Below are 17366 nucleotides of genomic sequence, written 5' to 3'. Positions count from 1 at the left end.
GCCGCCGGTCAGCGGGCGCGGCCACGTGCGGCCCTCCGCGGTCGGGTCAGGATGACGCCGGTGTCGGTCGTCGGACGGCGCGGCGGCGTGCGCGGCTCGTCGTCGGCGTCGCTGCTGCGCCAGTCGTCGGGCAGCAACCGGTCGAGCACGTCGTCGACGGTGACGACGCCGACGAGCCGGTGGTTCGCGTCGACGACCGGCACCTGCACGAGGTTGTAGGACGCGAGGATGCGTGACACCTCGGCTGCCGAGGTGTCGGCTCGCACCGGCTCGGTCGTGGTGTCGAGCAGCGTGCCCATGCGCTCGTGGGGCGGGTAGCGCAGCATGCGCTGGAAGTGCACGATGCCGAGGAAGCGGCCCGTCGGGGGCTCGTACGGGGGCAGCGTGATGCAGATCGCGGCGCCGAGCGCCGGCGCGAGCTCATGGCGGCGGATGAGCGCGAGCCCCTCCGCGACGGTCGCGTCGGAGGACAGCACGATCGGCTCGGTGGTCATGAGACCGCCCGCCGTGTCCGGGTCGTACCTGAGCAGCGTGCGCACGTCCTCGGCCTCGTCCGGCTCCATGAGGTCGAGCAGCGTCTCGCTCCGCTCGTCGGGCAGCGACGCGATGAGGTCGGCGGCGTCGTCCGGCTGCATCGCCTCGAGCACGTCCGCGGCGCGGTCGTCGCCGAGGGCGGCGAGGACACGGGCGCCCTCCGCCTCGGGCATCTCCTCGAGCACGTCGGCGAGACGCTCGTCGGGCAGCTCCTTCACGACCTCGAGCCGGCGCTGCTCCGGCAGATCGAGCAGCGTCGAGGCGAGGTCGGCGGCCTGCAGGTCGGCGTAGCTCTGGATCAGCTGCGCGGCGGACTGCCCCTCCGCGCCGCCGTGGCGCTCGCGGACCTCGCTCCACCTCACGAACATCGTCGCGCCCTTCGCGAACGGCGACGGGCTGGTCTTCGGGCGCCGCACGAAGACCTGCGCGACCTCCCACTCGCCTGGGCCGACCTCCTCGATCGCGACGTCCTCGATCGTCGCCTCGCCGCCCGCGCCCTCGAGCAGCACGCGGCGACCGAGCATCTCGGCGAGCACCCGCGTCTCGCTCGCGCGCTGCTCGAAGCGACGCACGCTGATGAGGCCCGTCGTGATCACCTGGCCGGAGCCGATCGAGACGATGCGGCCGATCGAGAGGAACACGCGCCGCCGGCCCGGGATCTCGACGACCATGCCGACGACCCGCGGCGGATCCGAGCGACGGTAGACGACGACCACGTCGCGCACCCGCCCGAGGCGGTCGCCCTGGCGGTCGAAGACCGCGCAGCCCGCGAGGCGGGCGACGAAGATGCGCGTACTCACGGGTCAAGGGTAGTCATAGGGCCCGCCCCGCCCCGCCTGGCGGCGCCGGTGGGATGATGCCCCCATGACCAGCACCCAGGGCCCGTTCGGCACCTCCCGTCGGGTGTCGTTCCCCAAGCCGCCGACGGGCGACATCCTCGCCACCTACGACACGTACGAGGAGGCGCAGAGCGCCGTCGACGTGCTCGCGCACGCGGACTTCCCGGTGCAGGCCGCGACCATCGTCGGCAACGACATGAAGAGCGTCGAACGGGTCACCGGCCGGCTCTCCTGGGGGCGGGCCGCAGGCGCGGGCGCGGCCTCGGGCCTCTGGCTCGGCCTGTTCCTCGGCGTGCTGTCGATCACGTTCACGCCCGCGTCGGGCATCGGGTACCTCGTCGGCGCGCTGCTCATCGGGGCGGCGTTCGGCATGCTCTTCGGGCTCGGCGGCTACGCGCTCACCCGCAACCGCCGCGACTTCAGCAGCGTCATGCAGGTGGTCGCCTCGAGCTACTCCCTCGTCGTCGACCCCGAGGTCGCGAACCGGGCGCGGAACGTGCTGAACATCCAGGCCTCGCCGGTGCCGACCGCGGTACCGGTGCGCGACCCCGACGAGCCGCCGCTCGCCTGACCCTGCAGGGGCGGCGAGCGACGGCCCCTACCCGGTCAGCGCCCCTGGCGCTCCGCGATCCACGCCTCGACGTCGTCCGCCGTGCGCGGGATGCCGGCGGAGAGGTTCTCCACGCCGTCCGCGGTCACGAGCACGTCGTCCTCGATGCGGACCCCGATGCCGCGGAAGTCCTCCGGCACGGTGAGGTCGTCGGGCTGGAAGTAGAGGCCGGGCTCGATCGTGAACACCATGCCCGGCTCGATGATCCCGTCCATGTAGAGCTCGCGGCGGGCCGCCGCGCAGTCGTGCACGTCGAGGCCGAGGTGGTGGCTCGTGCCGTGCACCATGTAGCGGCGGTGCGCCTGGCCCTCGAGGCCGTCGAGGGCCTCCTGCTCGAGCTCCGGCAGGCCCCACTCCTGCACCCTGCGGGCGATGACGTCCATCGCCGCGAGGTGCACGTCGCGGAACCGGATGCCCGGCTTCACGATCGCGAAGGCGGCGTCGGCCGCTTCGCGGACCGCCTCGTAGATCTCGCGCTGCACGGGGGAGAAGCGGCCGGACACCGGGATCGTGCGGGTGATGTCGGCCGTGTAGAGGCTCGGCATCTCGACGCCCGCGTCGAGGAGCACGAGGTCGCCCGGCACGACGGGGCCGTCGTTGCGGGTCCAGTGCAGGATGCAGGCGTGCGGGCCCGCCGCGGCGATCGTGTCGTAGCCGAGCTCGTTGCCCTCGCTGCGGGCGCGGGTGAAGAAGACGCCCTCGATCACCCGCTCGCCGCGCTCGTGCTCGGTGGCGCGGGGGAGCGCCGCGAGCACGTCGTCGAAGCCCTGCTTCGTCGCCGCGACCGCGGCGCGCAGCTCGGCGATCTCGTCGTCGTCCTTGACGAGCCGTGCCTCGGACAGGTCGCGGTCGAGGCCCTCGTCGTCGATCGTCACGTCGGCGTCGCCGGCGGCGAAGTCGGCGAGCGGCTTCGTCGCGATGCCGAGCTCGGCGCCGACCTCCTCGAGGCTCGGGCGGCGGCCGACCCAGAACTCGCCGATCGCGGCGTTCGCGTAGAACTCGTCGGTGTCGCGCCCGGCCGCGGGCTGGAAGTAGAGGGTCGCCTCGTGGCCGTCGCCCTGCGGCTCGAGCACGAGCAGCGACCCCGGCACGGTGTCGGCGCCCCACGCGGTGAGCCAGGAGAAGGCGGAGTGCGCGCGGTAGGGGTAGTCGGTGTCGTTCGAGCGCACCTTCGCGTCGCCCGCAGCGATCACGAGCCGCTCGCCCTGGTGCCTCGAGGACAGCGCGTCGCGGCGCCCCGCGGCGCGCGCGGCGAGCGGGGTCAGCGGCGGCAGCGGGCGGGGCCGGTCGGCCCAGCCGGAGGCGATGTAGCGGGCGAACGCCTCGGTCTTCGGGATGGAGGTGCGGCTCGGCGCCTCGACGTCGCGGCCCTCCGCGGGGATCGTGTCTGCGGTCTGCTCGTCGGTCATGCGGCGATTCTCGCACCGGTGCTCCGCGCGCGCCCCCGGGTCGCGGAGGGCCCCGGATCGCGCGGATCGCCCGCCCGGGGGCGTCCGCGTCCCGGGACGCGGCGCCGCTACGGTGCTGTCCGTGACGGACGCCCTCGACGACGCCGGCCTCGAGTTCGAGAGCGACTCCCTCCGGGTGATCGGCCGCATCGGCAGCACCGTCGTCCGGCGCACGGGCTGGTGGTCCGGCGCGGTGCACGACCTGCTCGCGCACCTCGAGGCGACCGGGTTCGCGGAGTCGGTGCGGTTCCTCGGCCTCGACAGCCAGGGCAACGAGATCCTCACCTACATCGAGGGCGTGAGCGGCCTGCACGCCTGGCGGCAGGTCGTGCCGGAGGAGGGCCTCCGCGAGTACGCGCGGCTCATCCGGCGCTACCACGACGCGGTCGCGGGGTACGTGCCGCCCGACGACGCCGAGTGGATGACCGAGCCGCATCCCCTGCGGGCGGGCGAGATCATCACCCACGGCGACGTCGGGCCCTGGAACACCGTCTGGCGCGACGGGCGTGCCGTCGGCCTGCTCGACTGGGACCTCGCCGGGCCCCGTCCGGCGCTCTACGACGTCGCGTACGCGCTCGAGTACAGCGCTCCGTTCCGCAGCGATGAGGACGCGATGCGCGACCTCGGCTACCCGGAGCCGCCGGACCGCGGCCGCCGGATACGGGTCTTCGCGGAGGCGTACGGGCTCGACGGGGTGGACGGCCTCTACGAGGCGGTGCTCGCCGAGCAGGAGGCGACGAGGCGCTACACCGCGGCGCTCGCCGCCCGCGGGCTGCAGCCGCACCGCGAGTGGATCGACAACGGCTTCCTCGACGCGCAGGACGCCCGCATCCGCTGGACGCGGGAGCACCGCGAGCTGTTCCCCTGACGCTCGGACGCCGCCGCCGAGCCCGTCCCGCGGGGACGGGGCGCGCCTGATGCGCGACCTACGATGAGGACCGTGCGGATCTCGGGGCGCGTCGACCTGCACGTGCACTCCCGGGTCTCCGACGGCACCGGCTCACCCGCCGACCTCGTCCGCGAGGCGCACGCGGCCGGGCTCGCGATGTTCGCCCTCACCGACCACGACACGACCGCCGGCTGGGCGGAGGCGCGCCGCGAGGCGGAGCGGACGGGGCTCGGGCTGATCCCCGGCATCGAGCTCTCGACGCGGCTCGGCTGGCGCAGCGTCCACGTGCTCGGCTACCTCGTCGACCCGCTGGACCCGGGCCTCGTCGCCGAGACGGAGCGGATCCGCGCGGCCCGGCGCAGCCGCGCGCGGCGCATCGTCGACCGCATCGGCGAGGACTACCCGCTGTCGTGGGACGACGTGCTCGCGCAGACGACGGCCGGCTCGACCGTCGGGCGGCCGCACATCGCCGACGCCCTCGTCGCGCTCGGTCTCGAGGCCGACCGCAGCGCCGCGTTCGCCGGCATCCTGCACCCGCGCACCGGCTACGTCGAGCCGCACTACGCGCCGACGCCCGTCGACGGCGTCCGGCTCATCGTCGGAGCCGGCGGCGTGCCCGTGGTCGCGCACCCCGGCGCCGCGGGCCGCGACCGGGTGCTGCCCGAGCCCGTCGTGGCCGAGCTCGTCGACGCGGGGCTCTTCGGCTTCGAGCTGCACCACCGCGAGAACACCCCCGACGGCGCGCGTCGCGTCGCGGAGCTCATCGAGCGGTTCGGCCTCGAGGCGACCGGATCGAGCGACTACCACGGCACGGGCAAGCCGAACCGGCTCGGCGAGCACGTGACGGACCCCGCCGTCATCGAGCGGCTGCTCGCTCGCGGCACCGGGACGACGCCCGTGCTGCCGCGCGCCGCGGCGTCCTAGGGACGCGGCTGGTCGAGGCCGAGCCAGGCGCGGATCGGCTCGAGCCCCTCGATCTGCACGACCTGCCGGAACTCCTCAGGACGCCTGTCCCAGCCGGTGCGGTCGAGGCGGTAGTGCTTCAGCACCGCCGCGCGGCCCTCGCGCTCGAGCACCTCCTCGCCGTTCGGCCGGTAGCCGAGCTTGCGGGTGACCGCGTTCGAGGCGGCGTTGTCCGCCCAGGCGCTCGTCGTGACGACCTCGGCGCCGAGACCCTCGAACGCGAACGTGAGGATCGCGACGCGCTGCAGCGTGCCGATGCCGCGGCCCTGCCAGTCGCGGCCGAGCCACGACATGCTCTCGGCGGTCCGGGTGGTCGGGAAGTCCTTCGCGACGAGGGTCTGCACGCCGATGAGCGTGTGGTCGAGGCGAGCGGCGAAGTCGAGCGACCACTCCTCGGGCCGGACGGTGGTCCGCAGGCCCGAGTGGTAGCGGTAGAGGTTCCGCGCGACCTCGAGGTCGCTGCCGCGCGACCACGGGGTCGCGAACGGCAGCGTCATGCCGTGGATGCCTCGGGCGGCGAGCCGGCCGAGGTCGAGGGCCGTGCGATCGTCGATGCCCGCCAGCTCGAGGTCGGAGAGGCTGATGCGCACCCCGAGCAGCGGCCAGATGTCGACGTCGGTGAGGGTCGGCATCCCGGCATCGTATCGGCGGCCGGCCTGCGCCTCGATCACGTGTCCGTCACGCCGAGGGCGTGGCGGGGCGGGGTCCGCGGCGGCGACGGCGGCGCGGCCGCTTCGGCCCGCCGTCGTGCGCGCCGGAGCCCGGCACGTGCTCGCCCGCCGCGTCGTCGCCCTCATCGGCGCCGGCCGTCGCCGGAGCCTCGGCCGACGGCTCGTCGACCGACTCCGTGCCCTCGACGCCGTGCTCCTCGGTGCCGTGCCCGTCGGTGCGGGGTCCGCGGCGGGTGCGGCGGCGGGAGCGCGCGCTCGTCGGCCGCTCCTCGCCGGCGGCGGCCTCGGGCGCCTGCGCGGCGGCCACGGGGCGCGGCACGATGCGGCCCTTCGTGCCCTCGGGGATGTCGAGATCCGTGTAGAGGTGCGGCGACGACGAGTAGGTCTCGACCGGCTCGGGCTTGCCGAAGTCGAGCGCGCGGTCGATGAGCGCCCACTTGTGCAGGTCGTCCCAGTCGACGAACGTCACCGCGATGCCGGTCTTCCCGGCCCGGCCGGTGCGGCCCGCGCGGTGCAGGTAGGCGTCGGCGTCCTCGGGGAGCGTGTGGTTGATGACGTGGGTCACGTCGTCGACGTCGATGCCGCGGGCTGCGACGTCGGTGGCGATGAGCACGTCCTTCTTGCCGCTGCGGAAGCTGTTCATCGCCCGCTCGCGCTGCTCCTGGCTGAGGTCGCCGTGCACGGCGGCGGCGGCGAACCCGCGCTCGCCGAGCTCGTCGACGAGCTTCGCGGCGGCCCGCTTCGTGCGGGTGAAGATGACCGTCTTGCCGCGGCCCTCGGCCTGCAGGATGCGGGCGATCACCTCGTCCTTGTCGAGCGCGTGGGTGCGGTACACGACGTGGCGGATGTTCGCCTGCGTGAGGCCCTCGTCGGGGTCCGTCGCGCGGATGTGCACCGGCCGGTTCATGAAGCGGCGGGCGAGCGCGACGATCGGGCCCGGCATGGTGGCCGAGAAGAGCATCGTGTGGCGGTCCGCGGGCGTCTGCGCGAAGAGCTTCTCGATGTCGGGCAGGAAGCCGAGGTCGAGCATCTTGTCGGCCTCGTCGAGCACCATCTCGCGCACGCTCGACAGGCTGAGGAGGCGCTGCCCCGCGAGGTCGAGGAGGCGGCCGGGCGTGCCGACGACGATCTGCGCGCCCGCCTTCAGCTGCTCGACCTGGCCCTCGTAGGCCTTGCCGCCGTAGATGGCGGCGACGGTCGTCGGACGGTTCGAGGTGGCCATCACGAGGTCCTCGGCGACCTGCACGCAGAGCTCGCGCGTGGGGACGACGACGAGCACCTGCACGCCGGGCTCCGGGTCGTGCCCGAGGCGCTGGATGATCGGCAGGCCGAAGCCGAGCGTCTTGCCCGTGCCCGTCTTCGCCTGGCCGATGATGTCCTGCCCCGAGAGGCCGAGGGGGATGGTCTGCGCCTGGATCGGGAAGGGCTCCACGATGCCGCGGGCGGCGAGGGCGTCGACGAGGTCGGAATCGATGCCGAGGTCTGCGAAGGTCAAGAAGATGTGCCGATCGGTCGTGCTGAAGGGGCTCCAGCGGCGAGCGGCGGCGGGATGCCGGCCGCGGATACGCGCCGAGAGACGTCGTGACCGGCGCGAGCGGCACCGCTCCTCGGCGGCGCCGGGCGGGAGTCTACCGGCTGCCAATATGCTGATGCGGTGATCTGGCCGGGACGGGGGCGTCCGCGCCCGCAGGCGTTCCGGAGCCGGAGACGCCGCGAGCAGCGCGTCGACCGGCTGCCCCTCGGCGACCTGCGGCCCGAGCCCGTCGCCCTGCTCGGCCGCACGGCCTACCTGCAGCTGTCGCTCTTCGAGTTCGCGACGACGCTCGCCGGACGGGCGACGGAGCTGAAGGACCGCGAGGCGATCACCCGCATCGCTGCAGCGCTCCTCGAGCGGCACACCTCGATCGTCACGATGCTCGAGGACCACGGCGTCGACGGCGCCACGGCGATGCAGCCCTACACCGACGAGATCGACCGCTACTGGCGCCGGCTCGGCGAGACGGCGTGGATCGAGGCGGTGCTCACCCTGCACCTCGCGACCGGCATCCTCGACGACTTCTTCGCCCAGCTCGGGGCGGGGCTCCCCGGCCGCGACGGCGAGCGCTACCCGGCGCTGCTGCGGCGCGACATCGGCCACGAGGTGCTCGCGGGGCTGCTCGCCGACGCGATCGCGCAGGACCGGCGGACGACCAGCCGGCTCGCCCTGTGGGGCCGGCGCCTCGTCGGCGACACGCTGCTGCTCGCCCGGAGCGCCCTCGGCGCCGCCCGCGACACCTCCGGCGTGCCCGCCACGACGGACGAGCGCCGTGTCGAGCCGGTGCTCACGGAGCTGATCGCGGCGCACACGCGCCGCATGGACGGGCTCGGGCTCACGGCCTGAGCCACAGCAGGAGGCGTTCCGCCATGGACGGCATCGAGTTCGGCATCGACACCTTCGGCGACGTGACCCGGGCGCGCGACGGCGCCCCCTCGAGCGAGGCGCAGGTGATCCGCGACGTCGTCGAGGAGGGCGTCGTCGCCGAGGAGTCCGGCCTCGACGCGATCGGGCTGGGGGAGCACCACCGCGAGGACTTCGCGATCAGCGCCCCGGACGTCGTGCTGGCGGCGATCGCGGCGCGCACCTCGCGGATCCGGCTCGGCTCGGCCGTCACCGTGCTGAGCTCCGACGACCCGGTGCGGGTGCACCAGCGGTTCGCGACGCTCGACGCGATCTCGAGCGGCCGCGCCGAGCTCACGCTGGGGCGCGGCTCGTTCACCGAGTCGTTCCCGCTGTTCGGGTACGACCTCGCCGACTACGAGCGGCTGTTCACCGAGAAGCTCGACCTCTTCGCGCACCTCCGGCAGGGCGGCCCGGTCACGTGGTCGGGCACCGTCCGCCCGGGCCTCACCGGCCAGGAGGTGTTCCCACGCCCCGAGCACGGGCCCCTGCGCACCTGGATCGGCGTCGGCGGCAGCCCCGAGTCGGTGGTGCGCGCCGCGCAGTACGGCCTGCCGATGATGCTCGCGATCATCGGCGGCGACGCGGCCCGGTTCGCGCCCTACGTGCAGCTCTACCGGCAGGCGCTCGACCGGCTCGACCTGCCGCAGCTGCCCGTCGGCGTGCACTCCCCGGGCCACGTGGGCGAGACCGACGAGCAGGCCCGTGAGGAGTTCTTCGCCGACTACCGGGTCATGCGCGACCGCATCGGACGCGACCGGGGCTGGGCGCCGATGACGCGTGAGGAGTTCGAGGGCGAGGTCGAGCACGGCTCGCTCTACGTGGGCTCGCCGGAGACCGTCGCCGCGAAGATCGCGCGGACGGTGCGGATCTTGCGTGTCGGCCGGTTCGACCTCAAGTACTCGGCGGGTCCGCTGCCGCACGCGACGATGGTGCGCTCGATCGAGCGCTACGGCACCCTGGTGGTGCCGCGCGTGCGCGAGCTGCTCGCGGAGCCCGCGGCGCCGGCGGCCTAGGCGCGCTCCGGCCGGGCGGGCACCGCCGCGCCGCCCTTCGACACGGCGGCGAACAGGGCGTCGTCCGCACGGCGCCGGGAGCGGCCGACGAGCACGCCCGCCGCCGCGACCGACAGCAGCGCTGCGACGCCCGAGACGAGCACGACGAGCGGGTCGGGGCGCACCCCGGCCCAGGTCAGCACGACGCAGACGATCGAGGCGGCCGAGCCGCCGATCGCCGGCAGCAGCGCGTAGCCCTGCAGCGCCTTGCCCGGCACGACCGCGCGGGCGACGAGACCGAGTGCGAGTCCGATCAGGACGGCGACGAGCAGCGACACGTCAGGCGACGAAGCCGACCCGGCGGGTCTTCTCGCTGCCGACCTCGACGTAGGCGAGCGAGGCCGTCGGCACGATGTAGAGCCGGCCGCCCTCGTCGGTGAGCGTGAGGTGCGACGAGCCGTTCTCGATGGCCTCGGCGACCTTCTGCTGCACGGCGGCGGGCGTCTCGCTGCTCTCGAACCCGAGCTCGCGGGGCGAGTTCTGGATGCCGATGCGCACCTCCATGGCGCTCCTCCTTCTCTGCGCCGCGAACCGGATCGCGACACGCACCCATTATCGGGCGGCCGGTGTCGGAGCCCGCTCCTAGCCTCCCGGTTCGTGGAGTCCCGCCCGATCGTCGATGCGAGCCAGGTGCTCGACGCGAGTCAGCGCGCGGTGCTCGAGGTGCCGGTCGGCGCGAGCGCGGTCGTGCTCGGCGCACCCGGCACGGGCAAGACCACGACCGCGGTCGAGCTCGTCGCCCGGCGCGTGCTCGAGCAGGGGCTCGCCCCGCAGGAGGTGCTCCTGCTCGCGCCGCGGCGCCCGCAGGCGGCCAGGCTGCGCGACCGGCTGCTGCTCCGGCTCGGCCTGCCGAGCACCGGGCCGCTCGCTCGCACGCCGGCGTCCCTCGCGTTCGACATCGCCCGCCGGGCGGCTGCGCTCGAGTCCCGCGAGCCGCCGGTCCTGCTCGCGGGCGGCGAGCAGGACGCGCTGATCGCGCAGCTGCTCGAGGGGTCCGAGGTCGTCTGGCCCGAGCGGCTCGGGCCCGACGTGCGGGGGCTGCCGGGGTTCCGCAGCGAGCTGCGCGAGCTCTTCGCCCGCGCGACCGAGCGCGGCCTCGACCCCGAGGGGCTCGCCGGCCTCGGCCGCGAGCGCGGCCGGCCGGCCTGGGTCGCCGCGGCCGGCTTCTGGGACGAGTACCTGCGGGTGCTGCCCGAGGTGCATCCGGAGGCCTACGACTCGGCCGAGCTCGCGGCGCTCGCGGCGGCCGCGATCGACCGGGGCGCCGCGGGCGAGGTCGCCGACCGGCTGCGCCTGCTCGTCGTCGACGACCTGCAGGACACGGGCGAGGGCACGGTCGGGCTGCTGAACGCGCTCGCCGCCCGCGGTGTCGCGATCGTCGCGTTCGGCGACCCCGACGTCGCCGCCGACACCTTCCGCGGCGGCGAGCCCGACCTGCTCGGCCGGTTCGGCGAGCGCGTCGGCGTCCAGGCCTCCCGGCTCCGGCTCGACACGGTGCACCGCCACCCGGCCGCCCTCCGCGCGTTCGTCTCCACCGTCACGGAGCGCATCGGCACGGCCCTCGCGGGGCCGCAGCGCGAGGCCGCCGCGCGCGAGCCGGGCGGCGAGCCCGTCGCCGCGCTCGAGGCCGCCGGGGCGGGCGAGCTCGCGGTCTCGATCGCGCACCTGCTCCGCGATGCGCACCTCGAGCGCCGCGTGCCCTTCGCCGAGATGGCCGTCGTCGTGCGCTCCGGAGCGCTCGCCGAGCCGCTCGCACGCGCCCTCGAGGCCTCCGGCGTCCCCGCGTCGACCGCGAACCCCGGCCTGCCGGTCGCCGCCGAGCGGGCGCCCCGCGCCCTGCTCGACGTCGTGGCCGCCGGCATCGGGGTGCAGGAGCTCACGCCCGAGAGCGCGGTCGACCTGCTCACGGGGCCGTTCGGCGGCCTCGACCGCCTCACGCTCCGGCGCCTGCGGCTCGCGCTCCGCGTCGAGGAGGTCGCGGGCGGCGGCACACGCTCAGCGGGCGAGCTGCTCGTCGAGGCGCTCGCCGCGCCGGGCCGGCTCGCCACGATCGACGCGGCGTTCGGCCGGCGCGCGGCGCGGCTCGCCGAGACCCTCGCCCAGGTCCGCGCCCGTGCCGCGGACGGCGCCTCCGCCGAGGAGCTGCTCTGGCTCGTCTGGGAGCGCAGCGGGCTCGCCGGACCGTGGCGCGACCGGGCGCTCGGCAGCGGCATCGGCGCCGCCGAAGCCGGACGCGACCTGGACGGCGTCGTCGCGCTGTTCACCGCGGCGGCGCGCGCCGCCGAGCGGTCGCCGAACGACCCGGCCTCGGGGTTCGTCGCCGCGCAGCGCGAGGCGCAGGTCGCCGACGACACGCTCGCCCCCCGCGGCATGCGCGACGGCGTGCTCGTCGCCACCCCGAGCGCGGTCGCCGGCCTCGACTTCGACACGGTCGTGATCGCCGGCCTGCAGGACGGCCTCTGGCCGAACCTGCGGCCCCGCGGCTCGCTGCTCGGCGTCGGCGACCTCGTGCGCACGCTCGGCGCGGGCGACGCGCCGCTCGGCTTCGCCGACGAGCGCCGCGCCGCGCTGTCGGACGAGCTGCGCCTCTTCGCCCTCGCCGCGTCCCGCGCCAGGCGGCGCCTGGTCCTCGCCGCCGTCGCGAACGACGAGGAGTCGCCGAGCGTGCTGCTCAGCCTCGTGCCCGAGCGGCTCCGGGTGGCGCCCGGGCGGCAGGCGCCGAACGCGCTCCGCCCGCTCGTCGGCGCCCTGCGCCGCACCCTCGTCGCCGGCCCCGACGACGAGCGGCACGAGGCGGCCGCCGCGCTCGCCCGCCTCGCTCGAGAGGGCGTCGCCGGAGCCGCGCCCGCCACCTGGCACGGCCTCGCGGCGGCGTCGACCACCGCACCGCTCGTCGCCGACCCGGCCGAGCCCGTGCGGGTGTCGCCGTCGAAGCTCGAGCAGTTCGAGCGCTCGCCCGTCGACTGGTTCGTCGACCGGGTCGCCGGTGGCGAGCCGCTGCTCGCCGGGGCGATCGGCACGATGCTCCACGCGATCCTCGAGCACGCGGGCACGGCGGGCGAGGCAGAGCTGCTCGCGGCGCTCGAGGGCCGCTGGAACGAGCTCGACTTCGAGGCCGACTGGATCGGCGCGAAGGAGCGGCGCCTCGCCGAGCGCATGACCCGCGCCATCGCCCGCTACCTCGCCGACCGCCGCGGCGACGGGGCCGAGCTGCTCGGCGGCGAGACCGCCTTCGAGTTCGCCGAGGGGCGCGCGCTCGTGCACGGCTCCATCGACCGCATCGAGCGCGACCGTGACGGCCGGGTCCGCGTCGTCGACCTGAAGACGGGGTCGAAGCAGGCGACGAAGGCCGAGGCCGCCGATCACGCGCAGCTCGGGCTCTACCAGCTCGCCGTGCTCACCGGCGCCGTCGAGGGCGTCCCGGTCGGCGCCCCGCACGCCGGCGCGGCGCTGCTCTACGTGCGCGGCAAGACGCAGAAGGGCTACACCCTCGTGCCGCAGACCGAGCTCGACGAGGCCGCCGCCGAGCGGATGCGCCTGCGCGTGCGCGAGGCCGCCGAAGGCATGGCGGCGGCCACGTTCGAGGGCCTCGTCGAGCCCGAGGTGCGGCACGGGTCGTCGTCCTTCCGGGCCCTGCTCGCGCGGATCCCGGAGGTGTGCGGTGAATGAACCGATCCCCGCGGCGCTGATCGCCGACCGGCTCGGCATGCACCGCCCGACGCCGCAGCAGCAGGCCGTCATCGAGGCGCCGCTCGGCCCCGCGCTCGTCGTCGCGGGCGCCGGCAGCGGCAAGACCGAGACCATGGCGATGCGGGTGCTGTGGCTGCTCGCGAACGGGCTCGTCGAGGCGCCGCAGATCCTCGGCCTCACCTTCACCCGCCGTGCCGCCTCCGAGCTCGCCGAGCGCATCCGCCGCCATGTCGGCCGCCTGCACGCGGCCGGGCTGACGCACGGCTACGACCCGTTCGACCCGCCGACCGTCTCCACCTACAACGCCTTCGCGAACTCCATCTACCGCGACCACGCGGCCCTCATCGGCCGCGAGTCGGGCGGCGTGGTGCTCGGCGAGGCATCCGCCTGGCAGCTCGCGCGCCGCGTCGTGCTCGAGGCGACCGAGCCGTCGATCGGTGACCTCGACCTCGGCGTCGACCGCCTCACCGAGCTCGTGCTCGACCTCGCGAACGGCGTCGGTGAGCACGCCGCCGACCCGCAGGCGGTCCGGGCGTACGCCGAGACCTACGGCGCCGCCCTCGCCGCCCTGCCCGTCACGAAGGCGCGGCACGAGACCGAGCTGGCCGCGGCGCTGCGACCCGCGGCGACCCTGCCGGTGCTGCTCGAGCTCGTCTCCGCGTTCCGCGAGCGCAAGCGCGCGCAGGGGGCGGTGCAGTACGCCGACCAGGTCTCGCTCGCGCTCGAGATCGCGGGCCGCTCCGACGAGCTCGTCGCCGACTTCCGCGCCCGCTACCGGGTCGTGCTGCTCGACGAGTACCAGGACACCTCGGTCGTGCAGACGCGGCTCCTCGCCCGGCTCTTCGAGGGCGGCGCGGTCATGGCCGTCGGCGACCCGAACCAGTCGATCTACGGCTGGCGCGGCGCCTCGGCGGCGAACCTCGAGGGCTTCGCCGCCGACTTCGGCGGCGGCCGCGCGGTCGCGGACTACGCGCTCTCCACGAGCTGGCGCAACGGCACCGCGATCCTCGACGCCGCGAACCTCATCGCCGCGCCCCTCGCCGCGGCGTCGCGGGTCGAGGTGCCCCGGCTCACCGCATCGCCGACGGCGACCGACCGCCCCATCGAGACCGTGTTCGCCGAGACCCTCGACGACGAGGCCGACGCCGTCGCGCGCTGGTTCGCCGACGCGCTGCGAGCCGACGGTCCGGCGCCGAGCGCGGCGCTGCTCATGCGCTTCCGGCGCACGCTGCCGACGTTCCTCGCCGCGTTCCGCCGGCACGAGGTGCCGTACCACGTGCTCGGCGTGGGCGGCCTGCTGCAGGAGCCCGAGGTGGCCGACCTCGTGAGCGCGCTCCGCGTCGTGCACGACGCGCAGGCCGGTGCCGAGCTCGTCCGCCTGCTCGCCGGATCGATGTGGCGGATCGGCCCCGCCGACCTCGTCGCCCTGCAGCGCCTCGCCCGCTGGCTCGAGCAGCGCGACTTCACGCAGCAGCGGCTCGACAAGCAGGTGTCCGACGTGCTCGGCCGCTCCTTCGCCGAGGGCGAGAGCGCCTCCCTCGTCGACGCGCTCGACTTCCTCGCGACGCACGACGGGCACGGCCTCGAAGCGGGCTTCAGCCCCGACGGCCTGCCCCGCCTGAAGTCGGCGGGACGCCTCTTCGCCGAGCTCCGCAGGCGGTCGTCCGGCGACCTGCCCGCGTTCGTCCGGCTCACGGTCGAGGCCCTCGGGCTCGACATCGAGGTGCTCGCGAACGAGAGCCGTACCGGGCTCGCGCCGCTGCAGGCCTTCGACGAGGCGCTGTCCGGGTACCTCGCCGTCGCCGAGGGCGCGACCCTCGGCGGGTTCCTCGGCTGGCTCGCGGCGGCGGAGCAGAAGGAGGACCTGTCGCCGCGCACCGAGCCACCCGAGGCGGGCACCGTGCAGGTGCTGACGATCCACGGCTCGAAGGGTCTCGAGTGGGACCTCGTCGCCGTGCCCCGGCTCGTCGACGACGAGCTGCCGGCGAAGCCGAAGTCGCGCAAGGGCTGGCTCACCCCCGGCGTGCTGCCCTGGGAGTTCCGCGGCGACGCCGCCGAGCTGCCCCTGTTCGGCTGGCGGGGCCTCGCCGACCGCGGCGAGCTGAAGCAGGAGCTGTGCCGGTACGAGGACGCGGTCGGGGCGATGCTCCTCGCCGAGGAGCGCCGGCTCGCGTACGTCGCCGTCACCCGGGCGCGTCACGCGCTGCTGCTCTCCGGCTCGTTCTGGGGCACGCAGCGCACGCCCCGGGGTCCGTCCGTCCACCTCGCCGAGCTCGCCGCCGCGGGCCTCATCGCGCCGCTGCCCGATGCCCCCGAGTCCGACGAGCGGCCGGAGGGCGCGCCGCCCGAGCGGTTCCGCTGGCCCGCCGACCCGCTCGGAGCGCGGCGGACGCGGGTCGAGCGGGCGGCCGCCGCGGTCGCCGCCGCCGACCCGGACGACGCGGGCCGGTGGCTGCGCATGGTCGACGCCCTGCTCGCGGAGCGGGCGGAGCAGCTGGCGGGCGGCGCGCCCGTGACGATCCCCGACCGCATCCCCGCGTCGCGCTTCAAGGACTGGATCGACGACCCCGCCTCGGTGCTCGCCGCGCTCCGCCGCCCGATGCCGGAGCGCCCGTACCGCGCCACCCGGCTCGGCACGCTGTTCCACGCCTGGGTCGAGCAGCGCGCCGGTCTCGCCGCCGCGGACGAGCTGGTCGACGCCCTCGCGGGGGAGCGCGACGTCGAGCCCGAGGTCGGCGACGACGTGGTCGGCCTCGACGAGCTGCGGCGCCGCTTCGAGGCGAGCGAGTGGGGCGGGCTCGAGCCGCTCGAGGTCGAGACCGAGATCCAGGTGCCGTTCGAGGGGCACGTGCTCGTCTGCAAGCTCGACGCGGTCTACCGTCGCGGCGACCGCATCGAGATCGTCGACTGGAAGACCGGGGCACCGCCGACGTCACCCGCCGATCTCGAGCTGAAGCAGTTCCAGCTCGCCCTGTACCGCCACGCGTACGCGGTGCGCGAGGGGCTCGACCCCGAGGCGATCGACGCCGCGTTCTACTACGTCGCCGCGGATCAGGTGATCCGCCCCCAGCGCCTCTACTCGGCCGACGAGCTCCGCGAGCGCTGGGCGGCTGCCGCCGGCAGCACGAGCGGACCGGTCCTCTCGAGCACGGTCTGACGCTGGTCCTCGAGCATCTGCTCCACCTCCGCGACCGACAGCACCGGGGGAGCCTCGTGCCCGAGCGAGCCGGCGGCGTCGGCGCGGACCCGCGCCGTGAGGCCCTCGAGCATCCGCACCGCGTCGTCGATCACCGCGGCGCTGCCGCTGTCGACGCCGTGCAGCAGCCAGCGCGCCAGCTCGAGCTCGCCGTAGAGCATCGCCCGGCGCGACAGCTCGCGGTCGGCGGTGCCGTGCCGCGCCGCCGCGTAGGCGGCGAGCACGTCGGCCGCCGCGCCGGCGCCGGGCAGGGCGAGCGCCCACGCGAGGTCGCGGGCCGGGTCGCCGACCTCCAGCCCGGACCAGCCGAGCATCCCGACGACGTGCTCATCGGGCGCGCCGCGCTCCGCCGTGAGCAGGGCGTCCGCATCGAGGGCGCCGTGCACGACGACGGGCTGGAAGCGCCAGAGCGCCGCGTCGCCCGCCGCGTCCCGCCAGCGGGCGAGCAGCTCGCCCGGCACCCGTCCGGTCGCGCCGGCCCGCTCGACGAGCTCGCGGGCGGTCCGCTGCGTGTCACCGGGGCCGAGCACCGGCAGCCCGGCCTCGCTGACGACGGCGGTCGGCAGGGCGTGCACCGCGGCGACGGCCGCGCCGAGCGACACGGCGAGATCGCTGCCGGCACGCACACCTGCGAGCCGCAGGCGCCCGCCCGGCAGGTAGCGGGTGACGACGGTGAGCGGGTGCTCGCCGACGCCGCGCACCTCCGGCACCGAGAACGGCAGCCGGCCCCGCGCGCCGGGCGTCAGCGCCTGCAGGGCCCGCACCTCCGCCCGGAGCCGTGCGGCGGCGGCCGTGCTCGTCGGCACGCGGACGACCGCGGCCCCGCCGTCCGCGTCGGTGACGAGGGCCGCGTCGAAGAGCCCGGCACCGCCGCCGGTGAAGGCCTGCGCGACCGTCGCGTCGAGTCCCGGCACGGCGCTCGTCGCGAGCGCGGCTAGGGTGAACCGGTTCCTGGCCATGGGTTCAGGCTAGGGACGGCCCGCCGCCCGCCCGACCGGATGCCCGGCGTGTCGGGCGCACGAGGGGAGGGGCCG

At 75.6% G+C, this 17366-nt stretch carries 14 protein-coding genes; 7 read left to right on the top strand and 7 right to left on the bottom strand.

All coding sequences use genetic code 11. The features are described from left to right. Positions 1–8: 8 nt before the first annotated feature. Positions 9–1334, bottom strand: a complete 1326-nt coding sequence (locus QDR37_RS15345) for a CBS domain-containing protein (RefSeq protein WP_279714649.1) — start codon at positions 1332–1334, stop codon at positions 9–11. Between the two features lie 64 nt (positions 1335–1398). On the opposite strand from QDR37_RS15345, the gene QDR37_RS15340 reads away from it, so the two are divergent. Next, a complete protein-coding gene (locus QDR37_RS15340; protein WP_279714648.1) occupies positions 1399–1944 on the top strand; it encodes a general stress protein in 546 nt (181 codons plus the stop codon). A gap of 35 nt (positions 1945–1979) precedes the next feature. Here the strand turns inward: QDR37_RS15340 and QDR37_RS15335 are convergent, their stop codons facing one another. Beyond that, a complete protein-coding gene (locus tag QDR37_RS15335; RefSeq protein ID WP_279714647.1) occupies positions 1980–3392 on the bottom strand; it encodes an aminopeptidase P family protein in 1413 nt (470 codons plus the stop codon). Positions 3393–3513: 121 nt separating this feature from the next. Here QDR37_RS15335 and QDR37_RS15330 point away from each other — a divergent pair, with 121 nt between their 5' ends. Beyond that, the gene (locus tag QDR37_RS15330; RefSeq protein ID WP_279714646.1) at positions 3514–4299 is read left to right on the top strand and encodes a phosphotransferase; all 786 of its coding nucleotides are present in this window, start codon (positions 3514–3516) and stop codon (positions 4297–4299) included. 72 nt (positions 4300–4371) lie between these two features. Continuing rightward, entirely contained in the window at positions 4372–5244 is an 873-nt protein-coding gene (locus QDR37_RS15325; RefSeq protein ID WP_279714645.1) for a PHP domain-containing protein, read from the top strand. Here QDR37_RS15325 and QDR37_RS15320 read toward each other — a convergent pair. Next, a complete protein-coding gene (locus QDR37_RS15320) occupies positions 5241–5915 on the bottom strand; it encodes a GNAT family protein (protein WP_279714644.1) in 675 nt (224 codons plus the stop codon). The two genes, QDR37_RS15325 and QDR37_RS15320, sit on opposite strands and share 4 nt — an antisense overlap. A gap of 46 nt (positions 5916–5961) precedes the next feature. Further along, complete coding sequence (locus tag QDR37_RS15315) at positions 5962–7449, bottom strand: DEAD/DEAH box helicase (protein ID WP_279714643.1); 1488 nt, start codon at positions 7447–7449, stop codon at positions 5962–5964. 159 nt (positions 7450–7608) lie between these two features. Here QDR37_RS15315 and QDR37_RS15310 point away from each other — a divergent pair, with 159 nt between their 5' ends. Together QDR37_RS15310 and QDR37_RS15305 are read left to right on the top strand one after the other, a co-directional pair. After that, a complete protein-coding gene (locus QDR37_RS15310; RefSeq protein WP_279714642.1) occupies positions 7609–8334 on the top strand; it encodes a ferritin-like fold-containing protein in 726 nt (241 codons plus the stop codon). Positions 8335–8357: 23 nt separating this feature from the next. After that, the gene (locus QDR37_RS15305; protein ID WP_279714641.1) at positions 8358–9407 is read left to right on the top strand and encodes an LLM class flavin-dependent oxidoreductase; all 1050 of its coding nucleotides are present in this window, start codon (positions 8358–8360) and stop codon (positions 9405–9407) included. Here QDR37_RS15305 and QDR37_RS15300 read toward each other — a convergent pair. After that, positions 9404–9724 (bottom strand): hypothetical protein, encoded by a 321-nt coding sequence (locus tag QDR37_RS15300; protein ID WP_279714640.1) that lies wholly within the window; start codon positions 9722–9724, stop codon positions 9404–9406. The genes QDR37_RS15305 and QDR37_RS15300 overlap by 4 nt on opposite strands. Position 9725: 1 nt before the next feature. Next, entirely contained in the window at positions 9726–9950 is a 225-nt protein-coding gene (locus QDR37_RS15295; RefSeq protein ID WP_279714639.1) for a DUF3107 domain-containing protein, read from the bottom strand. A gap of 93 nt (positions 9951–10043) precedes the next feature. Here QDR37_RS15295 and QDR37_RS15290 point away from each other — a divergent pair, with 93 nt between their 5' ends. Continuing rightward, the gene (locus QDR37_RS15290; RefSeq protein WP_279714638.1) at positions 10044–13115 is read left to right on the top strand and encodes a UrvD/REP family ATP-dependent DNA helicase; all 3072 of its coding nucleotides are present in this window, start codon (positions 10044–10046) and stop codon (positions 13113–13115) included. Further along, entirely contained in the window at positions 13108–16293 is a 3186-nt protein-coding gene (locus QDR37_RS15285; protein WP_279714637.1) for an ATP-dependent DNA helicase, read from the top strand. Before QDR37_RS15290 ends, QDR37_RS15285 begins: the two co-directional genes overlap by 8 nt. Here the strand turns inward: QDR37_RS15285 and QDR37_RS15280 are convergent. Next, positions 16212–17291, bottom strand: coding sequence for a phosphotransferase (locus QDR37_RS15280; protein WP_279714636.1), 1080 nt, complete (start codon positions 17289–17291; stop codon positions 16212–16214). The two genes, QDR37_RS15285 and QDR37_RS15280, sit on opposite strands and share 82 nt — an antisense overlap. Between the last annotated feature and the right edge of the window lie 75 nt (positions 17292–17366).

The sequence above is a fragment of the Amnibacterium sp. CER49 genome (genome assembly GCF_029846255.1).
In the GTDB taxonomy this organism is placed as follows: Bacteria; Actinomycetota; Actinomycetes; order Actinomycetales; family Microbacteriaceae; genus Amnibacterium.
Note: the sequence above shows the minus strand (reverse complement) of the source record. Positions and strands in the feature narration are given on the sequence as shown.